This window comes from Shewanella sp. HN-41, assembly GCF_000217915.1.
Taxonomy (GTDB): domain Bacteria; phylum Pseudomonadota; class Gammaproteobacteria; order Enterobacterales; family Shewanellaceae; genus Shewanella.
The window spans coordinates 14,457-39,127 of sequence record NZ_AFOZ01000046.1; the positions used below are offsets into that span (position 1 = coordinate 14,457).

Below are 24,671 nucleotides of genomic sequence, written 5' to 3' on the forward strand. Positions count from 1 at the left end.
GAATTGCCACTATGGCTACAATGAAATTTTTGTGTGATACCAAGCGCTGCATCGAATGTAACGGCTGTGTCACCGCATGTAAAAACGAAAACGACTCCGCTCTCGAGTGGGGTATCCAACGTCGCCGCGTAGTGACTATCAACGATGGTCAACCCGGTGAAGCGTCAATCTCTGTCGCCTGTATGCATTGCTCAGACGCGCCATGTATGGCCGTTTGCCCAGCAAACTGCTTCTACAGAACCGAAGACGGCATTGTGCTACATAACAAAGATGCCTGTATTGGTTGCGGTTACTGCCTGTACGCCTGTCCATTTGGCGCACCACAGTTTCCGAAAAAAGGTGCCTTTGGTAGCCGCGGTAAGATGGATAAATGTACCTTCTGTGCCGGCGGCCCAGAAGAAAACCACTCAGAGGCAGAGCACCAGAAGTACGGTTCAAACCGTATTGCCGAGGGCAAACTGCCAATGTGCGCAGAACTATGTGCCACTAAGGCCCTGTTAGCGGGTGATGCAGAAGTGGTTTCTAACATCTTCCGTGAGCGTGTGGCTTACCGTGGTGCTAAAAACGCGGCTTGGAATTAATTCAGGTCACAGGATCTGTCCACAGACTTAGCTTGGCGCCTGCTGGCAGGCGCCACTAAGCGAGAGAGGATGTATGATGAACAAATGGTTCAAACACATAGGTTTAGCCATAGCACTGCTGTTTAGTGCCGTGTGTCTAGCCAATGGTGGTGATGAACAGGCGCTCCAACCTCAAGCCTCTGATGCCCAAATTTGGGCACAGCTGAAGGACGGCGCCACGGGATACACTACCTCCCAAAGCGAGTTCCACGCGCAGCCGATCAATACCTATGATCTGCGGGTGCTCGAACTGCGTAGCGACTGGTTAGCGCCGGCGTTAATGGCGGCGTTATTCGGCATGATCATTATCTTTGTCTTATTTATCAAGGTGAACGGCATCTCCAAGCTACACCATGGTTTTTCGGGCAAACTAGTGCATCGCTGGTCTAAGTTTGACGTTTCAATCCACTGGTTAGGCGCGATCCCGTGCTTAATGTTGATTTTAACGGGCTTAACTTTATTAGCGGGTCGCTTCTTCTTCCAACCTTGGCTCGGCGAAGGCATCTGGGAAGCGATTGTCTATGGCGCTAAGCAAATCCACGACGTGATGGCCATTCCGTTTATGATCGGTTGGGCATTGATGACAGTGTTATGGGCGAAGAACCAGCTGCCAAAAATGTACGACGTGAAGTGGTTCCTGGTTGTCGGTGGTTACATCAACTTTGGTCCATTCAAAGGTAAGCACCCTGACGCTGGTTTTGCCAACGCCGGTGAGAAAATGTGGTTCTGGGCCTTTGCCCTGTTCGGATTAGTGATTTCTGCCTCTGGCATGTTGTTACTCTTCCCAAATCTTTTCGAACCAAGCCGTACATTAAGCTTGATCGCACTCGTGCTACACTCAGTGAGCGCTATCGTGATCTGCGCCTTCTCTATCGTGCACATCTTTATGGCAACGGTAATGTCTGAAGGCGGTATGGAGTGTATGGTGTCTGGTTATTGTGATGAAAACTGGGCAACTCAACACCACAACCTGTGGTACGACGAAATCAAAGCCAATGGCACTTTGACATATAAAGAGTAAAAGTCGCTGAAAACAAAACCTCCACAGCAGTCTGTGGAGGTTTTTTTATGGGTCGAAACTGAGCCAATCGGCCAAGTGTTTAGAAGCGATACATCACAGAGACACCGAGGTTTCTTGGGTCGATGATCGCCGCATAACCGTCGGGATAACTGCGGCCTGCAGGTTCATTCACTGTCATTGCTTGCTCATCAAATAAGTTGTTCACAAAGCCGCTGACTCTCCAGCTATCGGTTTGATAATCGAGGCTTAAGCGGGCAACCACATAGTCGCCTGCAACCCGTGATTCGGTATTATTGATATCGGCAAAATATTCACCCACATAGTTGCCTGAAAAACCAAAAGAAAACGCATCGCCCAACCAGTATTTTAATCCCGCATTGGCAGTAATATGCGGCGCCGAGTTCAGCTGATTACCGATAATGTCACCATAGCTAGGATCCGCTTGTTTGATTTCGCTTTCCAGTAAACCAACGCCCGAAATAAACTGCCAGTTATCACTGAGCATAGCACTCAACTCGGCTTCGATACCGTAGGTAACGGCTTTATCGATATTGGTAATTTTGCGGGCGCTGTTAGAGGCTTGGTAACCATCAAAATCGTTATAGAAGAGGTTGGCACTTAAGTTAACATTACCATTCACAAATACGCTACGACTGCTGAGTTCATAGGTATTGACGTACTCTTCGTCGTAGTAGTAATACTCACTTTCGGCTAACGACAGTGCACCACCGCCCGAGTTATAACCACGGCGAACACTGGCCGCTAGGGTTGTGCTGTCATTCAGCGCATATTGCAACACTAGCTTCGGCAGGGTGACGGTATTGGCATCATCGAGTTTTTCCTGCAATTGGCTGCCCTGATAGCGCATATTGAAGTTACGCAGCTGCTCCTCACGCATCACGCGGCCACCGACAGTGACCCAGACTGACTCGGCGAGCCCATAGGTCATTTCACCGTAAATGGAGGTGGACTTAGTGCTGTCATCACCACTGTAGACAGAGCTACCGGTACTGCCAAAATCTTGGCTACGTTTAAAATAGGCTAAACCCACAAAGCCGTTGAAATCCTTATCCTTGAGGCCAAAACTGTATTTACCATCGACGGTATAACTCTCGTCCTTCATATCCACATATTGCTGGGCAGTGACGAGCGCCTCATAGGATTCAAAGCCCCAGTCATAGTCCATATAGGCGACGATAAGATCTAACGCGCGCCCTTCACCGAGGTCATAATCTGCTTTCACTGAATGAGTCGTGGATTTAGTCTCGATATAACGCTGAAAAATAGGCTTAAAAGCCCAGGGATCGTCACCGGTAAAGTAGTTACGCCCAGAGTCACCCTTCTCATCATTGTATGAAAAGCTGTAGAGCACTTTGAGATCCTCAATCGCACTTGGCTCCCACAGGAATTTACCGAGCCAGCGATTGGTAATGAGTTCATTTTGATCAAAAGTCGCGGGATTAGTCTCGTACTCCAACCCTTTGTTATAGGTTTCACCCGTGACATTTTGGCCACTCACCCTAAATGCCAATTCATCATCGAGGATCGGACCGGAGAGCATCACCGCACTGTCGATAAAGTTATCTTGATTGCGATAACCGACACGGGCGGCCCCTTGCCAATCGAAGGTAGGATCTTCGGTTTTAATAAACACGGTACCACCGATACTGTTACGACCATTGATCGTCGATTGCGGCCCGCGGAACACCTCTATTTGCTGAATATCCCACAGGCCAGTATCGCCAGTTAAATCGGCAACGAAAGGCTCGGCAACGCCATCGACTAAGGTTGATACCCGCGCCCGAGCGCCACCGGTAAAAGAGTTAAATCCAGAGGCGGAGCCATTACCAGAAACACCACGAATATCGGGTACAGAACCCGATAACACCACCACGTTAGGTACTTCAGATAATGCATCCGAGGTAGACTGGTATTGGCCGCTATCGAGAGTATCCTTATCAATCACAGAAACCGAGGAAGTAGTATCCTTTAAACTGCGCTCAATCTTCTCACCATAAACAGTAATTTTTTCAATTGGCTCGCTCGATTCAGCATCCACGCCTGCATAAGCTGAAGATATCAGTAAACTCGAAACCATTGCGGCAATTGCACTTTTCTTAAACGCCCTACATTCCATAAAAACCTCGACGGCAATCATTGATAAAATGGTGTTAGCTTGAAATGCCGACAATCTACATTAAAACAACCTTAAAACCAAATGATAACCAATATCATTTACGTTCAAATTATAACTTTGTGACTGATCGCAGATTCGAGGGAGATGACAGGGAAAAGACTGTGCCGAGGGATTAATGCTATTCGGTTTGATAGAGGGTCAGAGACATTTATCAACATTTGTGAGTTTTGCAGTCTGCCTCATAATCGCTTTTTGAGCAGTTAATAGGCTGTAGAGTGACTGCTATGCCTGCTTTATTTTCACCATGAAAACCAATCAACTGAAAATTTTTTGAACTTTACTTATATGACATATAACAGCTAATGCACTATCCCAATTAACATGACAAAAACAACTCCTTTTAAAACATATAGCTACAACAAAACCATTCAAAATCTCACCTTAAGGTAGTGAGAACCAAAGCGTTAAAATGGTTGCAATGTGTAATTTCGTTATACCACTTCTTGGTTTTACCCCAGCAGGCCACCATATTGAACAATGCAAAAACCAGCACATTGACGGCGTGGCCCTCAGTGTTTGCGAGTATTTTATTGATCATTATCGGTATTTCCTCCTATCGGAGGCTTTACCGAATTCAATGACACCTGCAGCAGACTTGTCAGCAATACCCAATAGCGGAAACCTTTACCAAGGTGCGTGAATCGTTCTTCGAGTTGCGCTTAGCCGCATTAGTCCATAACACTGACGCTATCATCGACTTCCATGTAATGCCAACACACTGTATTACTCGTGAACATCATATTCGTACTGGATACGTTAAGCGGCACAATTGTCACATTTAGTTCACAGCCTAACTTTATATTACCTGCCAACAACATAGCCAATCACTTTAAGAATCGGGATATAGAGATGAAGAATGTGCTCGTTACCTCAGGCTTGTGCCTGTCAGTTTTGCTACTGAGTGCTTGTAATTCGGATGATAAAGACATCATCAGCCTGACGACACAAACCACATTAATTGGCGGAGATAGCCACTGCTGGATGGGTGGCACTCGCACGGATTCAGGTCTCGATAGCAACGATAATGGCAAGCTCGACACTAATGAAGTGGTTGATAGCAGCTATGCATGTAACGCCGACCTTTTTACTGATAAAGCGGTCAAGTTACCTTTCACTGTGCTGCGCGATGATTTAGACAATGGCGCTATGCCCGGTACTAAATTTGAAATTCGTAACGGCGGTTATGGCTCTGATGCTGCGTCCAATCCCAATAACCCTATTCAATTTTATGCCCTCACCGATCGCGGTCCGAACGCCGATTACACTGGCAGTTTAGGCAAAGGCAAAATGTTTCCAACACCGGACTACACGCCACGTATCGGTTTATTTGAACTCCAAACCAATGGCACCATCACTAAGGTCAAAGACATCTTATTTAAACGCCCTGATGGCAGCTTGATCACAGGACTCCCTAATAGCAGTGGCCTTGGCGGCACAGGAGAAATCCCCTATGACGCAGCAGGTGAAGTCATTCGCCAAGATATGAGCCAGCCTTACAATGCCCAGACCAACCCCATCAAACTCGATGATTATGGGTTAGATTCTGAAGGTCTTGCCGCCATGGACGATGGTAGTTTTTGGGTCAGCGATGAGTATGGTCCACATATAGTGCATTATTCGGCTGAAGGGGTAGAAATAGCGCGGATTAATCCTTTCCCGAACGATACACGTAACTTATATAGCCTGCCGGCAGAGTTTGCTCATCGCCGTGCCAACCGCGGGATGGAAGGGCTGACCATCACGCCCGATCAATCAACACTGGTGGGCATAATGCAGTCAACCATTTCTAATCCCGATAAGAGTGTCAACAATAATACCCTGACTCGAATCGTGACCATCAATTTAGCGACAGGCGTGATAGGCCAATATTTGTATCAGCAAGAAATTGCCCAAAACTCGAACTCTGCGATCCTTGCCTTAAGTAACAGCCAATTTTTAGTGTTAGAACGTGATGGCAAGTTTTTCAATATCGACACCGATGTGATGAAACATGTGTATAAAGTAGATATCAGCGGCGCGACGGATCTCGAGACCGTCACAGCACAGGCCGATATCGCCCAAGATGCGGCGCTAGGATTAACCATTAAAGGTAAAACCTTAGAACAGGTAGCCCTAAGCGATGGTTGGGAGGCACTTGCAGCCAATGGCATCATACCCGTGGCAAAATCACTGGTGCTAGATATGGCCGCCAAAACACAATATCCCCATGACAAAATGGAAGGTTTGTGGCTAATTGATAATAAACGTTTGGGTGTGCTAAATGACGACGACTTTGCCACATGGAGCAATAACAACACCTTAGAACAGAAATATCTCGATAGTGCACAAAGTGATATCGACGGCAACACTCTGTATATCGTCGATGACTTACCCTTATCGGCTGATAAATAACCATTGAGTATTCCGTTTTATGAGCCATCACAGTCTCTAGTGGTGGCTCAGAACAGACTCAATTTTTGGCAGACGTCGTTCCACATTACTTAGAGATTAATCGATGAAAACAGCTTCACGCGTGATAATGTCATTAACGTTATTCCCAAGTGCCCTGCTCGCTTCATGTGGAGCACAAGCAAACCCCGTTGAAACATCAAGGGAATATAAGCTGCTGCTAGACCCAAGCCACTTTAACTATGCCACTCAAAACACAACCGCCAATCACTATCTAGCGGATGCGAAACAAGCCATTAGCAACGCAATTAGTCGTAATGTCACTGGCTCTTGGGCATTAACCCAAGCGCGCCAAGTGGCCTTCTATGACACCCCAACAAGTTGTCAGTTAAAGCAATTAGGTTATATCTTTCGTGACCGAATTAGCGACGATAACAGTGAAGTGACACTGAAATTTCGCAGCCCCGATCGATTTATTGCTGACTTCGAAGATCTCAGCTCGCCCGATAATCAAGCCGAAACTAAACTCGAAGCCGACATCAGCGCCGATAACAGCAATGGCATTCGCATCGTGTATAGCCATTCGACCACCACGCCAAATACCCGAACGCTAAATGATATGGCCGATGTAAATAGTCACTTTTCAGGTTTTGCTAACGCTTACGGCTTAAGTAACAATCTCACACTCGCCAAAGTCGGTGGCCTTACGATTAACGAATATGTGTTTGAAGGCAGTGAAATCGATTTAGGTAGCATAGACGCCTCACTCGAACTCACACTGTGGTATACCAGCTCCCCAAGTGCCTCGCAGCAACCCGTGATTGCCGAAGTGTCCTTTAAATATAAAGATCCCAATGGCAATTACACCGCCAAAGTCGTGCAAAGAGCCAAGCATGCCTTTGAGGCTATGGCGCAATTGAGTGCATGGAATTCAACAAGTTCACTCACTAAGACAGTCTTTATCTATGCAGCAACACCCAATTTTTGCAGTCAATAGCGACACGCAAATCAACGTAGTTAACACTACGGCAAACCGCAAGGCTTGCTTGTAGCAACAAGCCTCTATGTTAGCCAGCTTCAATAGCACAACCGCTCGCAGGTACCCAGCGTAACTACAAGGATGTGATGAAGATCTTCACTATTGCTACTCTCCTATTACTGCTGACAGTAAGCTTGGCAGCAAGCAGCAGAGAACAATGCTGAGGCGTTATTTCTACTGGGTAGAGCCTACCTTCTCGGCCGCGGCGTCATGCAAGACAATGCCAATCAATACTATGAACAAGCCAGAGCCTTAGGTTCTACCCGTGCCAGCCATAATCTAGGCTGCATGGCGCTGGATAATGATCGAAAAACGCAGGCCATCCTCTTTTTAGAAGAAACGCTAGTGCGTGGTCTTAAGCTACCGACCTTATACAACCTAGGACGAGCACACAGTCCGGCAGATCCCTGCTCAGGGTTTTATCTAGCGAAAGCAATCGCAGCGGCACAACAAGCGGGGAGTTACTTTGGGCAAGCCTTTGAACTCACCCGATAACCTCTATCTGAATAATGCCTCACGCGAGTTTCTACGCGCTTACTTAATGGCAATCCAAAGTGTCGGCAATGAAAGAGAAGGTCTCGACATCCCGCAATTACGCCAGCAAGCCATAAAGTGGCTGGCATTGGGTATGGCAGCGTGGACCAACTATGGCGCACTGCTGTTGAATGAACAGATATTTAATACGATTGGTATTACTTATCTTGCGCTTCCCTAGCCCAATATCCTGCCAGCATGGCGCCTGATAGGTTATGCCAAATCGAAAATATCGCGCTGGGGATGGCAGAAATAGGGCTGAAAAACTTGATACACAGAGCCGTAGCTAGGCCGGAGTTTTGTAGACCAACTTCGATGGAGATGGTTTTGCAGACGGTATGGTTAAAGCCTAATAAACGGCAACATAAGTAGCCTAATACGAGGCCAAGACCATTATGTAAGAACACTGCTAACAAAATAATGGGGCCAACTTTATCAAACTGGTTGGTATTTAACGCCACGATAATGGTAATCGCCATGACGATTGCCAAGATTGAAATCAACGGCAATGCGGGAGCGACCTTGGCCACCAGCGATTTAAAGAAATGGTTGATGATCACGCCCGCGCTAACGGGGAACAGCACTATTTTCACTAGGCTCAGTAGCATGTCGGTGAAGGGAATATCGATCATTTCGCCAATCGACAGCTTAATAATCAGTGGCGTTAATACTACGCCCGCCAAGGTTGACAGTGCCGTCATAGTTATCGATAAGGCCACATCGCCTTTTGCCAAATAGCAGACCACGTTTGAGGCAGTGCCGCCCGCTACGCTGCCCACCAACACCATGCCTATGGTGAGGTCCCTATCTAATCCTAATAACTGGCTGATCAATAATGCGCTGAGCGGCATGACCGAAAATTGCAGTATCAGCCCAGTCATCACTGCACGCTTTTGTTTGAATGCATTAGCAAAATCCTGCAGATCTAAGGTGAGCCCCATAGAGAGCATGATGATCACTAACAGCGGCACTATGGCGGATTTAAGCTCTGTAAACCCACTCGGCATCAAATAAGCAGTCACGGCACCTATGAGTGCCAACAGCGGGAAGAAGCGGTTTACGTTTGCCAACATAGCAAGCCCTTTAGTTATTTTTATCGCTCGGATGATGACAGCCGTACCTCGGATAGACAAGCGCTAATCCGTCAGCAGCAAAAGTGCAGAATGGTGATTTTTTAATCTCCACATTTCGACTGGCACCTTAAGTTAACTCCCCAAATTCACAAAGAATTCCACCTCAAAGTACATGATGAAAGTGCATTCTCGATCACTAAAACATGATCCGCTTAACAAAAAGCCCGTGATTTCCTTGTTAGGAAACCGTAACTTATAACCAGTTCACGTTTTAACAATTGCATACGAGTTAATCTAATTGCGCTAGGTGGTCGTGAATTACCTAAAGCAATTTCGGTGTTTACGGTTAGCACTCACAGATAGGAATCGTTATGTCTTCAATTATCCAAACGCTCAGCGGCGCTATTGAAATGCCTTATCAAGCGAATATTACCGTCCCTAACTGGATGCTCAGCTCGATGGAACGAGTCATGCAGTACTACGTCGATAAAAATCTTCGCCTCGATACGCTTTCCGCAGAAATGATGCCGGCCCCAGTCGAGGGTAAAAAGTACATGCTTTATGCCCATGTGCCTTTCTGTCATACACTCTGTTCTTACTGCACCTTCCACCGTTTTATGTTCAAGGAAGACAAGGCACGCGCCTATTTCATCTCGTTGCGCAAAGAGATGGAAATGGTCAAAGCCTTAGGCTATGACTTTGAATCTATGTACATTGGCGGCGGCACCACCACAGTGCTAGAAGACGAACTCGCCCGTACCATCGAATACGCTAAAACCCTGTTCCCAAGTATTAAAGAGGTTTCCTGCGAGTCCGATCCGCAGCATTTAGATAGCCCAGGCTTTAAGCAACTCAAGGGCTTAGTGGATCGCATGTCCATCGGCGTGCAAAGCTTTAACGATGGCATTTTAAAAATGACCGACCGCCTCGAAAAATTCGGCACAGGGCAGCAAACCTTCGACAAGATCATGGCGGCTAAAGAGCTGTTCCCCATTATCAACGTCGACCTGATTTTTGGCTTCCGCGGTCAAACCGATGAAGTCATCCAACATGACTTAGATATGGCCTCGCGCCTCGACCCGAGACAGATCACCACCTATCCGCTGATGATTACTCACCAAACTCGTAAGAGTGTTAAGGGTAAGCTAGCAGCGCCACAGGCGGATATGGCGAACCAATATCGTCAGATTTTGAACAGTCTAAATGGTCAATATAATCAGTTATCTGCATGGGCCTTTGGTAAGGCGAATGACGAAGGCTTCGACGAATATGTTATCGACTACGATGAGTATTTAGGGGTTGGTTCAGGTTCATTTAGCTTCCTGAATGACACTTTATACGTCAACACCTTCTCCCTGCGTAAATACCAAGAACGGATCGCCGCAGGCAAAATGGGCGTCGAACAACAGAAAAACTACAGCAAAAAGGATGTGATGCAATATCGCTTCCTGCTGGGCATGTTCTCCGGTCGTCTATCACGCAAATATTTCCGCGAAACCTTTGGCGTCAATCTAGACTGGGCCCTGTTGAAGGAAATGACTTCGATGAAGGCGATTGGCGCGATTAAAAATGACCCCAGCGATCCCGACAATCTGATCGTCACAGATAACGGCAAGATGATGGGGCTGTTGATGATGAAAGAGTTTTACGCCGGCATGGATAACGTGCGCGCCCAGCTACGTAAACCGCTCAAACCCTGTGATATGTAATACTTATTGATGATTATTGATAAAAATTAAACAGGCCCTTTCGAGGGCCTTTTTGTTAACTCGGTTTAAAGGTAGCCTTACCTTAATGCTAGCGTTGAGTACATTCCCAGTCATAAAGGAGTATTGGTTATGGGGTTTAATGAGCAAGAAAAACACGCCCTATTGGCACTCAAAGGCGTTGGCCCGACGGTCATAAAACGCTTTGAAGAAATCGGTATTAGCTCACTCGCGCAGTTGGCCGAGCATGAGGTCGAAGATATCGCCAACCTAGTCGCCAGTATGTTGCGCACCACTTGTTGGAAAAACAGCCCACAGGCACGCAATGCGATCGCTGCGGCCATCGAACTCGCCCGCGCACAATAATCTATCCCATTAATGCTAAACACATCCAACAGGGTTGAGGAGTTCATTCCTGCACACTTAGTCATATCTCTTTTCGCTATCGTTTTACTGATCTACGGGAAAGGTGTCTTAGGCAACGACAGCCGTTTTGGCGATGCCAATACTCATCACCCTAAGGTATCAATCCCAGTCTAATCTTCCCAATGCACTGCTGCATTCATTTCTGTAGCAAGCTGGGGTATGCTGCAAGCATTCGATAAAACGGTAGTAATAAATAGATGCAAGATGTGGCCTTAGTATTAGAGGGCGGCGGCCTGAGGGCGATTTATACCGCTGGTGTGTTAGATGCCTTTTTGCAGCAGTCACTCAACTTCAATTATGTGATTGGCGTATCGGCGGGTGCCATTTATCCCGTCTCCTATGTCTCACGTCAATTTGGTCGCAATCTTAAAATTCAGCAGCAATATCTCAATGATAAACGCTATATGGGTATGCGCTATTGGCTGACAACGGGCAATTATGTCAACACTGACTTTACCTATCGCCGTATGGCCTATGAGTTACTACCATTTGATTTTAAAACCTTTTTAACGAGTGGAACCGAATTTAAGGTCGGCGCATTTAACTGCAACACAGGGAAAACCGATTACTTCGGCATGGCAGATTTTCAGGAGCACGATAAATTACTCGACGTGCTTATCGCCTCCTCTAGCCTGCCGTTTATGTCTAAACCCAGTGTGATCAACCAAAACTATTATCTCGATGGTGGCATCGGCGAACCTATACCACTAGCACAATCACTCAAGGACGGTTACGCCCGCCAAGTAGTGATCTTGACTCAAGACAAGCATTATCAAAAATCCGCGATGAAAATGAATTGGTTAGCCCGTAAAGCCTATAAACGGTATCCCGCCGTTGCCCGGGCGCTGAGTGAACGCCACCACCTTTACCATCAAACATTAACCGAGTTAGACCAAGCGGTTGCAGCTGATAATGCCTTTGTGATCCGCCCTGCGCAGCCACTTAATCTATCGAGGCTCGATCGTAATATCGATAAAGTGACCGCCGTGTATCACCAAGGGTTAGCCGATGGACAGGCGATTTTGCCCAAGTTACAAGCTTGGCTGAACACTGGGGCAGATGTTAGTTAGGGAGCGAGGCGCGGACGCTGTCGATAATCAGTTCACGCAACCATTTATGGCTGAGATCGTGCTCAAAATGCTTATGCCACATCAGCAGATACGCACCGGGGATCAGTTGAATTGGCGATGGTAAATACATAAGATCAAACGACTTCATCACCGCTAAGGCATAACGGGAAGGAGCGCAGAGAATTAAATCGCTCTGCTCACACAGGGCCAGCGCACTCTGAAAGTCCGTCATATTCACCGCAATATCCCGTTTACGCCCTTGGATTTGCAGCACATCGTCTAGCAACCAATGTTCCAAGCCACCAAAGGCGACCTGTAACTGGCGATAGCTTAAAAAGGTGTCGAGATTCCATTCCTGCGAAAGGGCAGGATGGTCACGGCGCATCAGGCACACTGTGTAATCCTGAACCAATTCAACATAATGGAGATCGTCCGGGATATGGTTTACATGCATGGGCGAACGTTCATCCCATTCGCGGCAACCTATGGCGAGATCGATATCGCAGCGCTGGAGTCTGTCCATGGTATCCAGCCGCCAGGTTTGGCAATTAATGCTCACACCGGGCGCCTGCGCTAAAAGCGAAGGCATAAAATGCGGAAAGGTCAGCGAATAGGTGGTTTCGACCAGATGCATCCGAAACTGGCGCTGACTTAAGGCGGGCTCAAAACTATCTGGTCGAGTAAATTGCGCTAATTGCTGTAAGCATTGGCGTAAGTCGGGCGCCAGCGACAGCGCCTTGGGCGTCGGCTTGAGACCGTAGGCGGTGCGCTCGAATAAGGGGTCATCAAACACTTCGCGCAGGCGAGTCAATTGCTTACTCACCGCCGACTGACTCAAATGCAGCCGCGCCGCCGCGGCCGTTACACTCTGCTCCTCGAGAAGAATTTCCAGCACGGGCAGTAAGTTTAAGTCTAAGCGTTTTAGCATTTAACCCCTCACTTTCAAGGGGTTCCACCTTAAATTTTGCGGCAATTTCATCAACAGCAGAGACAGTAAAATCACTAAAATCCCTGCCCACTGGCGCATATCTAAGGCTTCACCCACAATCAATACGCCTAATGATACGGCAACCACGGGATTGACCAAAGCCACCATCCCCATGATTTCTGGCCCTAAATTTCGCATTGACCAGAGCCAAGCCCAATAGGCCACCGCAGTATTGGCGGTCACCAGCCAGATGAGTGAAGGAACCACATCCATACTCGGCACCTGTGGCGGCCCCGCCATAAACCAGGCCAGCGGGATCAATATCAATCCCCCCAAGAGTAATTGCCAGGCGGTGAGCACTAAAAAATCGCCCACATCCCAGCGCTGCATCCAGCGGGAAGAGAAAGCAATCAGAGTCGTTGCGCTCAGCATACACAGGACACCAATCGGGTCGAGATCCGCCGAAGGATTAAGCAATAAAATCACTCCGCCGAGGCCCATTAAACCGAGCAATAACCACTTTACCCCCGGGCGTTTTTTATCAATCAGCCAAGCGAGGATCAAAAAGATCAGTGGCAATGTCGCCCCCAGCGTACCCGCCACGGCACCGGGTAGCCGATAGGCGCCAATAAACAGCAGCGCAAAGAAGGCGCCAATATTACAAAACGCCAGCAAGCTTAATTTAGACCATGCCAGCGTTGGCAAACGTGGACGCAGCATCAGCAGTAATATGCCCGCCGGCAGTGCGCGCCAAACCGCCACCCAGTAGGGCGACATATCCTGTAAGTAAAGACCCACCAGTGCATAGGTGGTCCCCCAAAACACCGGGGCGAGTAACGCAATCACAAACGGCATAATGACTTCTTAAAAAGTATCTTGATATTGAGATATATTACTTTGAGAGAATAAAACAGGCAAGTGCTGAGATAAGGTTAATATGGAAAAACAAAAATGGTCTGGCGTTCATGCCGCTTTAGATATGCGCCACGCAGAGCTGCGCTTAAGGCTTGTTTGCCATATAATCGGGCGTCACTTTTTATAGGCGGGCAAGCATGTTCCATATCGCACTCTATGAGCCAGAAATCGCACCCAACACGGGTAATATCATTCGCCTTTGCGCAAACAACGGCAGCCAGCTTCATCTAATTGAGCCTCTTGGGTTTGATTTTGAAGAGAAAAAACTGCGCCGCGCTGGCCTAGACTATGCCGATTTAACCAATGTGACTCACCATAAAAACTTCGATGCCTTCCTCGAAGCCATGGCAGGCAAACGCATTATGGCCTGCACCACCAAGGGCAGTCGCCCCCATACTGAGCTGAGTTTTGCCAAGGATGATGTGCTGTTATTTGGCCCTGAGACCCGCGGTTTACCTATGTCGATTATCGAGTCGATCCCAACCGAGCAGCGATTACGTATTCCCATGGCAGCCACCAGTCGCAGCCTCAACCTCTCCAATGCTGTGGCGATTATCAGCTACGAAGCTTGGCGTCAGCTCGGGTTTGAAGGCGCGATTTAATAGGTAGGAATACTGATTTAAATTGGCTGGACTTAACCAGCCAATTTTCCAATCACTAAGCCAAATCATTCAGCCATCAGCTCTGAAAGATTGCTTTAACTCAATTCACACCAAAGCCAAATAACTTTGGTCGTTAGGTATGCGGCATGAATTGTCATTGTTTCCCCTGCGACACGCCACCCTTTTATTTCACAAGAAGCATCCCTGAGGGCTCGACGGCGGCATCTGCAGCACACGGAAGTGTAAATGCCGCGTTCACATGGATGTGAAAGAGCGGCCATGCCGCCAACGGCCACAGTTGCAACAATGACAATCTTTACGACCATTAAACTGTTCATCCGACTAAAAAGCTAATGCCCCATTCCCTGTTTCTCACGACTGAACTAGCTCTGCTTGGTACTGGTCTGTTGACCCAATTTTAGTAATGCTACAAAGTGTCTACGATTTCTTTCGAGATTCAGAAGATTAAGTAAACCAGTGTGTTAATGTACTTGGTGTTAAATGGCGAACAAGCTTGGAATTGGGAAACGTATACGTTAAAAGCCGTTCACTATTGGACTACCTTAGTTGTGATATGTATAAAGTTTCACTGTCGGGTTATACAATATAATCATCTATAATGCGTGGGAATTGGATTCCAAGGTAGGGGCACTATGAATTTCAGAGATAGATTATTAAAAGCAATTCCGATTATAGCTACATGGTCTTTTAATTTTTTAATAGCCGTTCTCAAGATTTCAGTTGAGATATTAGTCTCTATTTTCATGGTGCTAGGGACGTTAATTGCAATGTCTAGCTCTGACCAGTCAGATGACGATGATGAAGATGAATTTATTAGTAAACACTCGAATGGTATTGGCGGTGTCAAAATTGACAATAAAAGCTATAGCGAGAGTCAGGCACGATCTGACTATCAAAGTGGCAAGTTTTGGGATAAATGACCACTTCTTTTAGCTAGGTAACTAAGGTATGGATAGCACCTACCAACCTTTAGACAGCTTCATCATTGGTGCACTATTAGTTAATAGGTTTGAAAAACGCGCATGCGTGTTTCCTGATAGTATCTTTGATAGAAAGATGATAAATTCTTTACAAACAGATAGTTAATTGTGCGCGCTTTTACTGTTCTAACAATGTAAACGCGCATGTGCACTAATAAACTGTTATAGGCAAATCTAGTCCGGATAGAATTTTAGGTCGTGGATGTCATGTCAATAAAGAATATACAAAAATTAAAGCAATTCGGTATCTTCCAAGATCATAAGAACAGCAATGCTAAAGATTTCGGAAAATACAATTTGTTCTATGGATGGAATGGAAGCGGAAAATCTACGCTTTCGGGTTTGTTTAGGTGTATCGAAGATAAAGCCACTTCAAGTAAATTTCCTTCTTCGGAGTTCACGGTAAACGTAGACAGCGGCACTGCTATCACACAAGCGAACATTGCGAATTCTGACCTAAACATATACACATTTAACCATGATTTTATTGATGAAAACATTTCATGGAATAGCATTGTAAAAAGTATATTGCTTGTTGATAAAGAAAAAATTGAAGAACGTGAAAAGTTAGAAAAGCTAAAAAAAGAACAAGAAGCGGATACTAAAGCACATAGCATAGAAGCTGAAGCAATAAGAAAACTTGATGACGCTATTTCAAAGTTTGGAACTGATAGCGCACGGCACATGAAAACCAGCCTTCAGTCAATTGATACAACAGATCGTTACTATCTTAATTACGATAAGCGGAAATTTGAAAACTTTATCAACGACAATCTAGAGGCAAGCAAGTCAGACGTTCCACTTCTTGATGAACAAAAAATTTTTGAATTAACCAATGCTGCCAAACCTGATCAAAAGTCCCCGATTAGCTTTAATTCTTATGCTATTAGTCAGGAAATTTTCACCAAAGCGAAAGAACGCCTTGATGACCTTTTGAAAACTAGCGTAGTTAGCCAAACTATTCAGCGGCTTGTTGATCATGGAGATATAAAATCTTGGGTAGAAACTGGTATTGACCTTCATAAGCGTCACGATACAAATCAGTGTGAATTTTGTGGCAGCACGATCACCAAAGAACGCATCAAACAGCTTGAAGCCCACTTTAATGATGATTACAAAGCCTTTCAAACTCGGCTTGAACGTGCTGACGTCTGGCTTTCCAGCCAATATATTCAACCCCCAACGCTACCCGCCGCAAGTGATTTTTATGATGAATTCAAAAATGGGTATAGCGAAGCATGTGCAGCGTTGGAAAAAGCTATCACAGACCTGAACAAAGAAATATCTGTCTGGCACACTGTATTGAGGGATAAGACTGCTAATTCGCTTGAAACTGCTCTAACGGTTGAAGTTATTAGTGAATCATCCCTGAAAGCGTTTAACAATGCCATGACCGCTATTGGCGTAGCTGTTGATAAGCACAATCATAAGTCAGGAAATTTTAAAGAAGAAACTGACAAAGCTAAGAGACAACTTGAACTTCACTATGCAATCACAGAAGTTAAGTCTTTCGGTTACCACAGCAAGAAAAATGAAGTTGTTGATCGTACAGGCTCAAATGATACGTTAAAAACCACTATAAACAGCCGAAACAGTGAAATTAGAAGCCTTGAAGATTCCTTATCCAACGAAGGCTTAGGGGCTGATCAGTTTAACGAATCACTTCACAAGTTTCTTGGTCGCTGTGAGTTAACCCTTCGTTTTAACCCAGTTAAAAAAGGCTATGAAATATTGCGGAACGATTCCGTTCCAGTAGAAGGAAATTTGAGTGAAGGTGAAAAAACGGCCATTGCTTTTGTTTATTTTATAACCAAGTTGAAAGAAAACGATAACAAGATGGAAAATACTATCGTTGTTGTGGATGATCCTGTTTCAAGCTTTGACTCTAACCATTTATTTCATGCGTATTCGTTTCTTCGTAGCAATTGTGACAAGGCAAAGCAGCTATTCGTATTTACGCACAACTTTACTTACTTCAAATTGATCCGTGATTGGTTCGAAGGTGTAAACCGAAATAGGAGAAGAAAGAACCCACCCAAAGATCCAAATGCGCTCTTTTATACAATTGAAGCCTCAACAGTCATTCCACGCCAATCAACGTTTAAAGATGCAGACTCAAGTTTGGTTAATTACAATTCAGAATACCATTATATATTTTCAAAACTTCATGCATACAAAGACAATCCAGCACTGTCACGTGATGAAGCCTTTTTAACCGCGAATCTCGCAAGAAAACTGCTTGAATCATTTTTTAGCTTCAAGTTTCCAAAGCACAGAAGTGATATTGCACAGCTTATGAGTTGTGGCTTGACCGGTTGCAAAATTACAGATGAAGCTACCAAAGAAAAGATTTATCGATTCATAAACAAATACTCACATAGCGCTGTTATTGAAATCAATGAAGATTCATCAGAAAACCTTTTAGGTGAAAGCCAAAATGTCATTGGTGATATTTTTAAGTGGTTGCATGAAGTTGACGAGACTCATTACAGCGAAATGCTCGAGGTTGTCGCATGATTAGTGAAAATGCGTATAACAAGCCACTACACGCGGAAACTTTACTCGCTTCGCTCCCAAAACTCCGTGATGGGTGGGGCGTTATATCCTTTAGGTGAAAAATGAAAGATAAAAAAGTTTTCAAGGTACCATTTGTCAAAAGTCATCCCTATCAATGGACGTGTCCTACATGCAAAATGGGAGTCTTGGAGTTGGTAAGTAACTCCTTTTTCTCAAAAGAGTCTGCCATGTCAAAGTCTGCACATGATCATCCTAACTGGGATCCTGAATGGATAGAGCTTGTGTTTTCATGTTTTTTTGAATGTTCAAATAGTAATTGCAAAGAAGTTGTGGCGTGCACTGGTACTGGAACCGTAGACTGGGATGTAGCTGTTGATGAATATGGGCACCAAATTCAAGAATATGATGAATACTTTAAACCGACTTACTTCCAGCCAACACTTCACTATTTTGACATTCCAGAACAAACGCCAAAGGAGGTGAAAAGTAGTATATTAACCTCATTTTCACTCGTATTGGCGAACTCTTCTTCAGCATCTAATCATGTACGTGTTGCCATAGAACTATTGCTTAATAATTTAAAAATCAAACGTTTTAGAACTAACAATGGTAAACGTTATTCTATTAATTTACATCAAAGAATAGAAAGTTTACCCAATAAGTATGCTCACTTAAAAGAGTTACTTTTAGCTATTAAGTGGCTCGGAAATGCTGGAAGTCATGCAAGTACACCACTGAGTCTTGATGACGTATTTGATGCTTACGAGATTCTTGAAGTCGTTTTGAATGATTTATACGAGAATAAAATAGAACTTGCTAGGAAATTAGCAAAAGATATAAATAAAAACCGCGGTCCTAAGTAATACGGTTATAACAAACGCTTCAAGAGGGATAGCTAACGCGCGGCATTTTTATCATGCGTTGGTTTTCGTGATTATGGTGTCATGCGGAAAGTTAGTAGCAGCGTTGTCAGCCCATTAAGCGGGCGTTATATGTCATTTAGGAAAGTTCGATGAAATGTCCCGTGTGTTCTGAGGAGTTTGGGTACTTACTATTGAAAGACCTGGAAAAAACAAAAAAGGAAACATTATTTCATTGCCCTAAATGCTCGCAAAAGCTTAGCAATTCATCACTATTAGAAATCCAAAGAAAAGTAAATTTCTGCATACATGGAGGACTAGTTTTTTTGATGGTAGTGCTTGGGATCGAATATATCATCCCTGGGGAGTCAATGAGCACGATTTCTACAATTTTAATAATGACTATTTGTCCTATATCGTTGCTTATAGGTTACTTACAAATGAAAAAGATGGACACAGCAGAGTATCGGAAGGCTGGTGAAAAAAATGCCATATAACAAATTTTATCGCCAGCATAAAACGCTGGCTGCGAGGTCAGCTCGCTTTTGTCCAAAATGAATCGTATAGCTATCAAGTCAAGATTGTACGACAAAGTTGTACCACAGACTCAAAACTGCCCGTTCGTGTATGAATGAGTAGGCTTAATCAGATGGCGCGATGGGCGTCATTTCTATCCCACGAAAGAGCTGATAGCGGTCAATATCATCGTCTAAATATTGGATATTTTGCGTCCACTGCCATGCGCCTTGGGATGATTTAGCCTCGAATAAGAGTTGGATCAAGGCGGAGCGCATATTGACCACGCCTTCACCCAAGAGGGAATAATCACCATTTTGGCGATATAAACTAAAGACTTGCTGTTTTTCCTGCGAGATACCATCGTAATAGGTCAATAGCACTTGCTCGCCTTGCTCCCTAAACCACCAAGTCTCGCTGTAGGGCGCGCGCGTACCCACACTCACAGATAAAATCAGCTGCCGCAGATCATGGGAGCAAAATCCATTCACTATGACTTGCTTAGGGATTTCCCCCGCCTTGGCCGCATCTCCCGTCCATTGTCCCGCTAACTTGGGGCAAAACTCGTTAAAACTGACCTTAGCGGCTAAGGCCGAAAGGGGAAACAAGCCTATAAGCCCACTGACTATGCCTAAACCTATGATAAATTGCCGATAATGTCGCCTAAATCCCATTGATTCCTCTCAATAACCGCACGCTAAATAACGGTATAAGTCCACTTACTATGGGCAAAAAATAAAAGGTCTGCAATGCAGACCTTTTTAATGGGTTAATTTAGCCAAAGCGTAGGCTAACGCCTTAGTTTTAAATAACTTGGCTTATTGGCCAAAGCCCATGGCTTTAATATCCACGGTTTGCACTTTGCCATACTTAGCGGCGATAGGGGCAATCTTAGCCGCGTTACCAATCAGCACAAATTGCAGATCTTTTTGCGGGAAGTAAGTTTTCACGAGTCTTTGGGTTTCTTCTAAGGTCAAACCATCCACCTTAGCTTGGAACTCGTTGATAAACTTATCATCGAAGCCATACAGATACATGCCAGATAATAATCCCGCCAGTTGGCCCGAGGTTTCAAACTTAGGTGGGAACTGGCCCTTCACATAGGCTTTAGCCGAATCAAGCGTTGCTTGATCTACGCCTTTCTCCCATAAACGTGCATAGGTTTTCAGTGCGAGATCAATCGCTTCTTGAGTGGTTTCCGTCTTAGTGAAAGTGCTGATAGTGAACACACCCGAGTCGGTATAAGGACTAAAACCTGAGCGTGCACCATAGGTTAAGCCAGCGTTCACCCGCAGCTCGTCGTTAAGCCAAGAGGTAAAGCGACCGCCTAAAATAGTGTTCACTACCGTTAAACCAACATAGTCTGGATTGTCACGACTAATACCTAAACCGCCGATCACAAAGGTGGTTTCGATAGCATCTGGCTTATCCACCAGCAAAACTTTAGCTTCGGTCAATTGAGGCAAGCCTTGGCTTAAGTCAGGTTGTACCAGCTTTTCGCTGCCTTTCCACTGACCAAAGCTTTGTGTCAGCTTGGCCTTCATGGCGGCAATATCAAAGTCGCCCACGACGGTAACCGCAGTATTGGCCGGTTGGTAGTAACTCTTATGGAAAGCGCGCAGCTGCGACACTGTCACTTGCTCAAGCGAATCGCTGTTACCCGAAGCCGCGTTGCCATAGGGATGGGCACCGAATACCAGCTTATCGAAGTAGCGACCAATCACCGCCCGTGGGCTTTCTTTATCTTGCTGTAACCCCGCAATCGCGCGTTGTTTGAGTTTATCGAACTCGGCTGCATCAAAGTCTGGCGTTAACATCGCCGCGCTAAATAAGCCGAGCATGACATCGGTATCTTTTGCCATAAAATCGGCACTGAGGTAACTGCCTTCTTTATCCGCTTCAGCACCTAAACTGGCGCCAAGAAAATCCACTTGCTGCTCGATATCCGCCTTAGATTTACCCGCCGCCCCTAACAACAAACCTTCTGCTGTCATTTGTGCCACGCCTGCGGTGGTGTCATTGACTGCACCCGCACGTACCACGGCATTTAAAGTGACTAAAGGCACTTCGCGCTGTGGCATTAAATACACAGTTAAGCCGTTATCCAGTACGAACTTGTCGTAACTTGGCATCACAAAGCTGCCAGTATCGACGCGTTTGGGTGCCGATGTCGCAGCACAACCCGCTAAAGCCAAACTTGTACCTAGGGCTAAAGCGGCCATTAACTTAGAAGGTTTTCCGAGTGATGCCATCTTAAGTGATTTCATTGTCATCGATTTCATTGAGAGGACTCCTCGTTTGCCGCCAGCACAGCTACAGTACGATTCGATTTACGTAAATAGGTTTGGGCAACACGTTGAATATCCGCTGGCGTCACCTTGTTATAGGCTTCTGGCGCATTAAATAGCTTGTCGTAACTGCCAAAATACATTTCATAGGTGCCTATGGTATTGGCCTTGCCATTAATGGTTTCCATCGAACGATAAAAATCCATCAACTTGATATTTTTAACTTTATCCAGTTCTTGCTGGGTAACGCTCGTTGTCGCAATCGCATCAATTTGTTCAATCAGCGCATGCTCCAGCGTCGAGGCTTTTACCTCAGGCGTGGCAACGCCCATCACATAGAAGAGGTTAGGATCGACCGACATAGGCATATAGGTTTGCGCTTCTAAGGCCACTTGTTTATCAACCAGTGATTGATATAAACGCGAGCTATTACCTTGGCTTAGAATCGAGCTTAATAAGTCCAGCGCATAAAAATCCGCGTGAGTCGCCGCCGGTATATGGTAAGCCAGCATCACATTCGGTGTGCTGACCGACGCCTTTTGCACAAAGGTACGGCGCTCGCCCTTTTGCTCAGGCTCGACGGTACGAATCGCTTTAGGCGGAGTTTGTGCCGGAATAGGCGCAAAGTATTTGTCGGCCAAGGATTTTACTTGGGCAAGCTTTACATCACCAGTAATCACTACCACGGCATTGTTCGGCGCGTAATAGGTTTTATGGTACTGCACGAGATCTTCCAACGTCCAAGCGGCGATATCCGACTCATGGCCGATCACCGACCAAGAATAAGGGTGGGCTAAAAATGCCACGCCTTTGACTTCGCCTTCAAGGGCATTCCAGTTAGAGTTTTCTAAACCAGTGGAACGCTCCGACTGCACTACGCCACGTTCGCTATCGACCATAGTTTGGTTGATATCTAGGTTAGCGATACGGTCAGCTTCGAGGTCGAACATAGTTTCGAGCGCATTGGCGGGGAACCAATCGGTATAAACCGTCATATCTTCAGTGGTATACGCATTGTTTGCGCCACCCGCGGCTTCCATTGTGCGGTCAAACATTTTCGGGCCGTACTTTTTCGAACCGTTGAACATCATGTGTTCGAAAAAGTGCGAAATACCAGTAATGCCGGGCACTTCGTTACGTGAACCGACTTTCCAAAACAAATACATGTTGGCATTGGGAATTGAGGCATCTTCTAGCACCATGATTTTCATGCCGTTATCTAGCGTGAAACTCTTAATGTCTTCTGCCGTGGTGGCCTGTACTTGGCTTAGGGGATTCAAAAGCCCCATAGCCAATACCAGAGCCGATAGCGTGCGCTTCATCTTGTTCGCTCCTTGCTGTAAATATCCACATATGAAGGTAAATTGTTCAACAAATCAAGCGCAGAAAGCGTGTCCCGCGCCGATTTTTTGTAAGCTCAAGTTATACCGAAAAGCTGACGGAATAACGCTGTTGCGGCTTATTGGGCGTTAAGCGCAGTCAACGCCACTTTAGTCATGGCCTCAACCCCCACTTTTAGCGCACTTTCATCCACATAAAATGCCGGAGAATGATTGCTGGCCGCGGTTGTAGGATCCGTTCCCTTTGGCGTCACCCCGAGGAAGAAAAACATCCCCGGCGCTTCTAAGGCGTAGTAAGAAAAGTCTTCGGCGCCTGTGATTAACCCTGGTTCGATCAGCATCTTATCGCCCACCACACTGGCGAGCACAGGACGCATACTGGCGACCAGCTCGGGATTGTTCACCACCACAGGATAACCAGGGTGGATCTCTGTGGTCGCGCTCGCACCAAGGGTTTTCGCCGACAGCTCAGCTATTTCAGCTAAACGCTCTTTGATATCGGCGCGCATGGGTTGGTCGAAGGTGCGAATAGTGCCAATCAGCTCGACTTCATCGGGAATAATGTTAGAGCGAATGCCACCATTAACCGCACCAAAGCTCACCACGGCAGGGGCTTTAGTGATATCCACCTGACGGCTGACGATCGTTTGCACATTGGTAATAATTTGCGCCGCAGCGACAATAGGATCGACCCCATTCCAAGGGCGCGAACCGTGGGTTTGGCGGCCTTTCACTTTGATGGTAAAGGAATCTTCACTCGCCATCGCAGGGCCACTGCGCACACCAATCATGCCACTCGGCATGTTCGAGGTAACATGCATACCAAACACTTGGTCGGGCTTACGCTTAGCAAACAGCCCTTCTTTAAGCATCAACTCCGCGCCGCCCTCTTCGCCTTCGGGCGCACCTTCTTCGGCGGGTTGGAAGATAAACATCACATCACCCGCGAGGCTGTCTTTCACTTTCACGAGGTTTTCAGCCACGCCCATCAACATAGCCACATGGGTATCGTGCCCACAGGCATGCATCACCCCCACCTTTTGATCGCGGTAAGTGTCGGTCGCCTTAGAGGCAAAGGGCAAATCGACCACCTCAGTCACAGGCAGTGCATCCATATCAGCCCGAATCGCAATCAACGGACCGGGTTTACCACCCTGCAACTTTCCGCCCTTTAAGATGGCCACCACGCCCGTATGCGCCACACCCGTTTGTACTTCTAATCCTAAGGATTTCAGATGTTTTTCAATAATCTTGCTGGTGCGAAACTCACGATTAGACAACTCAGGGTGTTGGTGCAAATCGCGGCGCCAGTCGATCACCTTTTGCTCCACACCCGCCGCCAACTTAGCCGCATCCGGCATAGCACTGGTCGCCGCTTGCGCCGAACTCAAACCCGCGCCCATAAAACTCAAGGCGAGAGCAGAAGCGATTAAGGTCTTGGAAAAATGGGATTTATTTGCAGAGGATTTGAAATCGAATGCCTTTGGGATTGCTGATTTTGAGATAGCAGATTTTAAAATAGCAGAGGGTGATACAGAGGATAAAGTCATAACGATAGCCTATTGTTGTTTTTATAAGCTATCTAAACTACACGGACATGGATGAATTGTTAATAGATTTAATTATTGGG

Annotated in this window: 21 protein-coding genes; 13 read left to right on the forward strand and 8 right to left on the reverse strand. The window is 46.0% G+C overall.

Going from position 1 to position 24,671, the window contains the following annotated elements:
• Positions 1-11: 11 nt before the first annotated feature.
• Complete coding sequence (gene fdh3B / locus SOHN41_RS18210; RefSeq protein WP_007651899.1) at positions 12-581, forward strand: formate dehydrogenase FDH3 subunit beta; 570 nt, start codon at positions 12-14, stop codon at positions 579-581.
• A gap of 76 nt (positions 582-657) precedes the next feature.
• Positions 658-1,641: a formate dehydrogenase subunit gamma gene (locus tag SOHN41_RS18215; protein WP_007651900.1), complete on the forward strand. Its 984-nt coding sequence runs from the start codon at positions 658-660 to the stop codon at positions 1,639-1,641.
• A 79-nt stretch (positions 1,642-1,720) separates the two neighbouring features.
• Here SOHN41_RS18215 and SOHN41_RS18220 read toward each other — a convergent pair whose 3' ends face one another.
• Complete coding sequence (locus SOHN41_RS18220) at positions 1,721-3,778, reverse strand: TonB-dependent receptor (RefSeq protein ID WP_007651901.1); 2,058 nt, start codon at positions 3,776-3,778, stop codon at positions 1,721-1,723.
• A 909-nt stretch (positions 3,779-4,687) separates the two neighbouring features.
• Between SOHN41_RS18220 and SOHN41_RS18225 the strand changes: the two genes are divergently transcribed.
• The 4 genes from SOHN41_RS18225 (at position 4,688) to SOHN41_RS20460 (ending at position 7,980) form a co-directional block, all read left to right on the forward strand.
• Positions 4,688-6,229 carry an esterase-like activity of phytase family protein gene (locus tag SOHN41_RS18225; RefSeq protein ID WP_007651908.1) on the forward strand — a complete coding sequence of 514 codons (1,542 nt, stop codon included), beginning with the start codon at positions 4,688-4,690 and terminating at the stop codon, positions 6,227-6,229.
• Between the two features lie 103 nt (positions 6,230-6,332).
• Positions 6,333-7,223, forward strand: coding sequence for a hypothetical protein (locus SOHN41_RS18230; RefSeq protein ID WP_007651910.1), 891 nt, complete (start codon positions 6,333-6,335; stop codon positions 7,221-7,223).
• A gap of 252 nt (positions 7,224-7,475) precedes the next feature.
• On the forward strand, positions 7,476-7,760 hold the full coding sequence (locus SOHN41_RS20455; protein ID WP_007651911.1) for a hypothetical protein: 285 nt from the start codon (positions 7,476-7,478) through the stop codon (positions 7,758-7,760).
• A complete protein-coding gene (locus SOHN41_RS20460) occupies positions 7,732-7,980 on the forward strand; it encodes a hypothetical protein (protein WP_237703932.1) in 249 nt (82 codons plus the stop codon). Before SOHN41_RS20455 ends, SOHN41_RS20460 begins: the two co-directional genes overlap by 29 nt.
• Here SOHN41_RS20460 and SOHN41_RS18240 read toward each other — a convergent pair.
• Positions 7,958-8,872: a bile acid:sodium symporter family protein gene (locus SOHN41_RS18240; RefSeq protein WP_007651913.1), complete on the reverse strand. Its 915-nt coding sequence runs from the start codon at positions 8,870-8,872 to the stop codon at positions 7,958-7,960. The two genes, SOHN41_RS20460 and SOHN41_RS18240, sit on opposite strands and share 23 nt — an antisense overlap.
• A gap of 371 nt (positions 8,873-9,243) precedes the next feature.
• Between SOHN41_RS18240 and SOHN41_RS18245 the strand changes: the two genes are divergently transcribed.
• From SOHN41_RS18245 to SOHN41_RS18255, 3 genes are all read left to right on the forward strand, one after another.
• Positions 9,244-10,581: a coproporphyrinogen III oxidase family protein gene (locus SOHN41_RS18245; protein ID WP_007651914.1), complete on the forward strand. Its 1,338-nt coding sequence runs from the start codon at positions 9,244-9,246 to the stop codon at positions 10,579-10,581.
• A gap of 129 nt (positions 10,582-10,710) precedes the next feature.
• Positions 10,711-10,944, forward strand: coding sequence for a hypothetical protein (locus SOHN41_RS18250; protein WP_007651915.1), 234 nt, complete (start codon positions 10,711-10,713; stop codon positions 10,942-10,944).
• 257 nt (positions 10,945-11,201) lie between these two features.
• Positions 11,202-12,074 (forward strand): patatin-like phospholipase family protein, encoded by an 873-nt coding sequence (locus SOHN41_RS18255; protein ID WP_007651916.1) that lies wholly within the window; start codon positions 11,202-11,204, stop codon positions 12,072-12,074.
• Here SOHN41_RS18255 and SOHN41_RS18260 read toward each other — a convergent pair.
• Both SOHN41_RS18260 and SOHN41_RS18265 read right to left on the reverse strand, forming a co-directional pair.
• The gene (locus SOHN41_RS18260; protein ID WP_007651918.1) at positions 12,067-13,002 is read right to left on the reverse strand and encodes a LysR substrate-binding domain-containing protein; all 936 of its coding nucleotides are present in this window, start codon (positions 13,000-13,002) and stop codon (positions 12,067-12,069) included. The genes SOHN41_RS18255 and SOHN41_RS18260 overlap by 8 nt on opposite strands.
• Complete coding sequence (locus SOHN41_RS18265) at positions 13,003-13,857, reverse strand: DMT family transporter (RefSeq protein ID WP_007651919.1); 855 nt, start codon at positions 13,855-13,857, stop codon at positions 13,003-13,005.
• Between the two features lie 197 nt (positions 13,858-14,054).
• Between SOHN41_RS18265 and trmL the strand changes: the two genes are divergently transcribed.
• The 4 genes from trmL to SOHN41_RS18285 all read left to right on the forward strand — a co-directional run bounded on the left by trmL (position 14,055) and on the right by SOHN41_RS18285 (position 18,900).
• Positions 14,055-14,519: a tRNA (uridine(34)/cytosine(34)/5-carboxymethylaminomethyluridine(34)-2'-O)-methyltransferase TrmL gene (gene trmL / locus SOHN41_RS18270; protein ID WP_007651920.1), complete on the forward strand. Its 465-nt coding sequence runs from the start codon at positions 14,055-14,057 to the stop codon at positions 14,517-14,519.
• A gap of 653 nt (positions 14,520-15,172) precedes the next feature.
• Positions 15,173-15,460, forward strand: coding sequence for a hypothetical protein (locus SOHN41_RS18275; protein ID WP_037459651.1), 288 nt, complete (start codon positions 15,173-15,175; stop codon positions 15,458-15,460).
• A gap of 267 nt (positions 15,461-15,727) precedes the next feature.
• Positions 15,728-18,037, forward strand: coding sequence for an AAA family ATPase (locus tag SOHN41_RS18280; RefSeq protein ID WP_007651922.1), 2,310 nt, complete (start codon positions 15,728-15,730; stop codon positions 18,035-18,037).
• A 101-nt stretch (positions 18,038-18,138) separates the two neighbouring features.
• The gene (locus SOHN41_RS18285) at positions 18,139-18,900 is read left to right on the forward strand and encodes a DUF4145 domain-containing protein (protein ID WP_007651923.1); all 762 of its coding nucleotides are present in this window, start codon (positions 18,139-18,141) and stop codon (positions 18,898-18,900) included.
• A gap of 638 nt (positions 18,901-19,538) precedes the next feature.
• Here the strand turns inward: SOHN41_RS18285 and SOHN41_RS18295 are convergent.
• From SOHN41_RS18295 to SOHN41_RS18310, 4 genes are all read right to left on the reverse strand, one after another.
• The gene (locus tag SOHN41_RS18295) at positions 19,539-20,087 is read right to left on the reverse strand and encodes a hypothetical protein (protein ID WP_007651924.1); all 549 of its coding nucleotides are present in this window, start codon (positions 20,085-20,087) and stop codon (positions 19,539-19,541) included.
• Positions 20,088-20,231: 144 nt separating this feature from the next.
• Positions 20,232-21,695, reverse strand: a complete 1,464-nt coding sequence (locus tag SOHN41_RS18300) for a M16 family metallopeptidase (RefSeq protein WP_007651925.1) — start codon at positions 21,693-21,695, stop codon at positions 20,232-20,234.
• Positions 21,692-23,023, reverse strand: coding sequence for a M16 family metallopeptidase (locus tag SOHN41_RS18305; RefSeq protein WP_007651926.1), 1,332 nt, complete (start codon positions 23,021-23,023; stop codon positions 21,692-21,694). Before SOHN41_RS18305 ends, SOHN41_RS18300 begins: the two co-directional genes overlap by 4 nt.
• Before the next feature lie 137 nt (positions 23,024-23,160).
• Positions 23,161-24,591: an amidohydrolase gene (locus tag SOHN41_RS18310; protein WP_037459657.1), complete on the reverse strand. Its 1,431-nt coding sequence runs from the start codon at positions 24,589-24,591 to the stop codon at positions 23,161-23,163.
• Between the last annotated feature and the right edge of the window lie 80 nt (positions 24,592-24,671).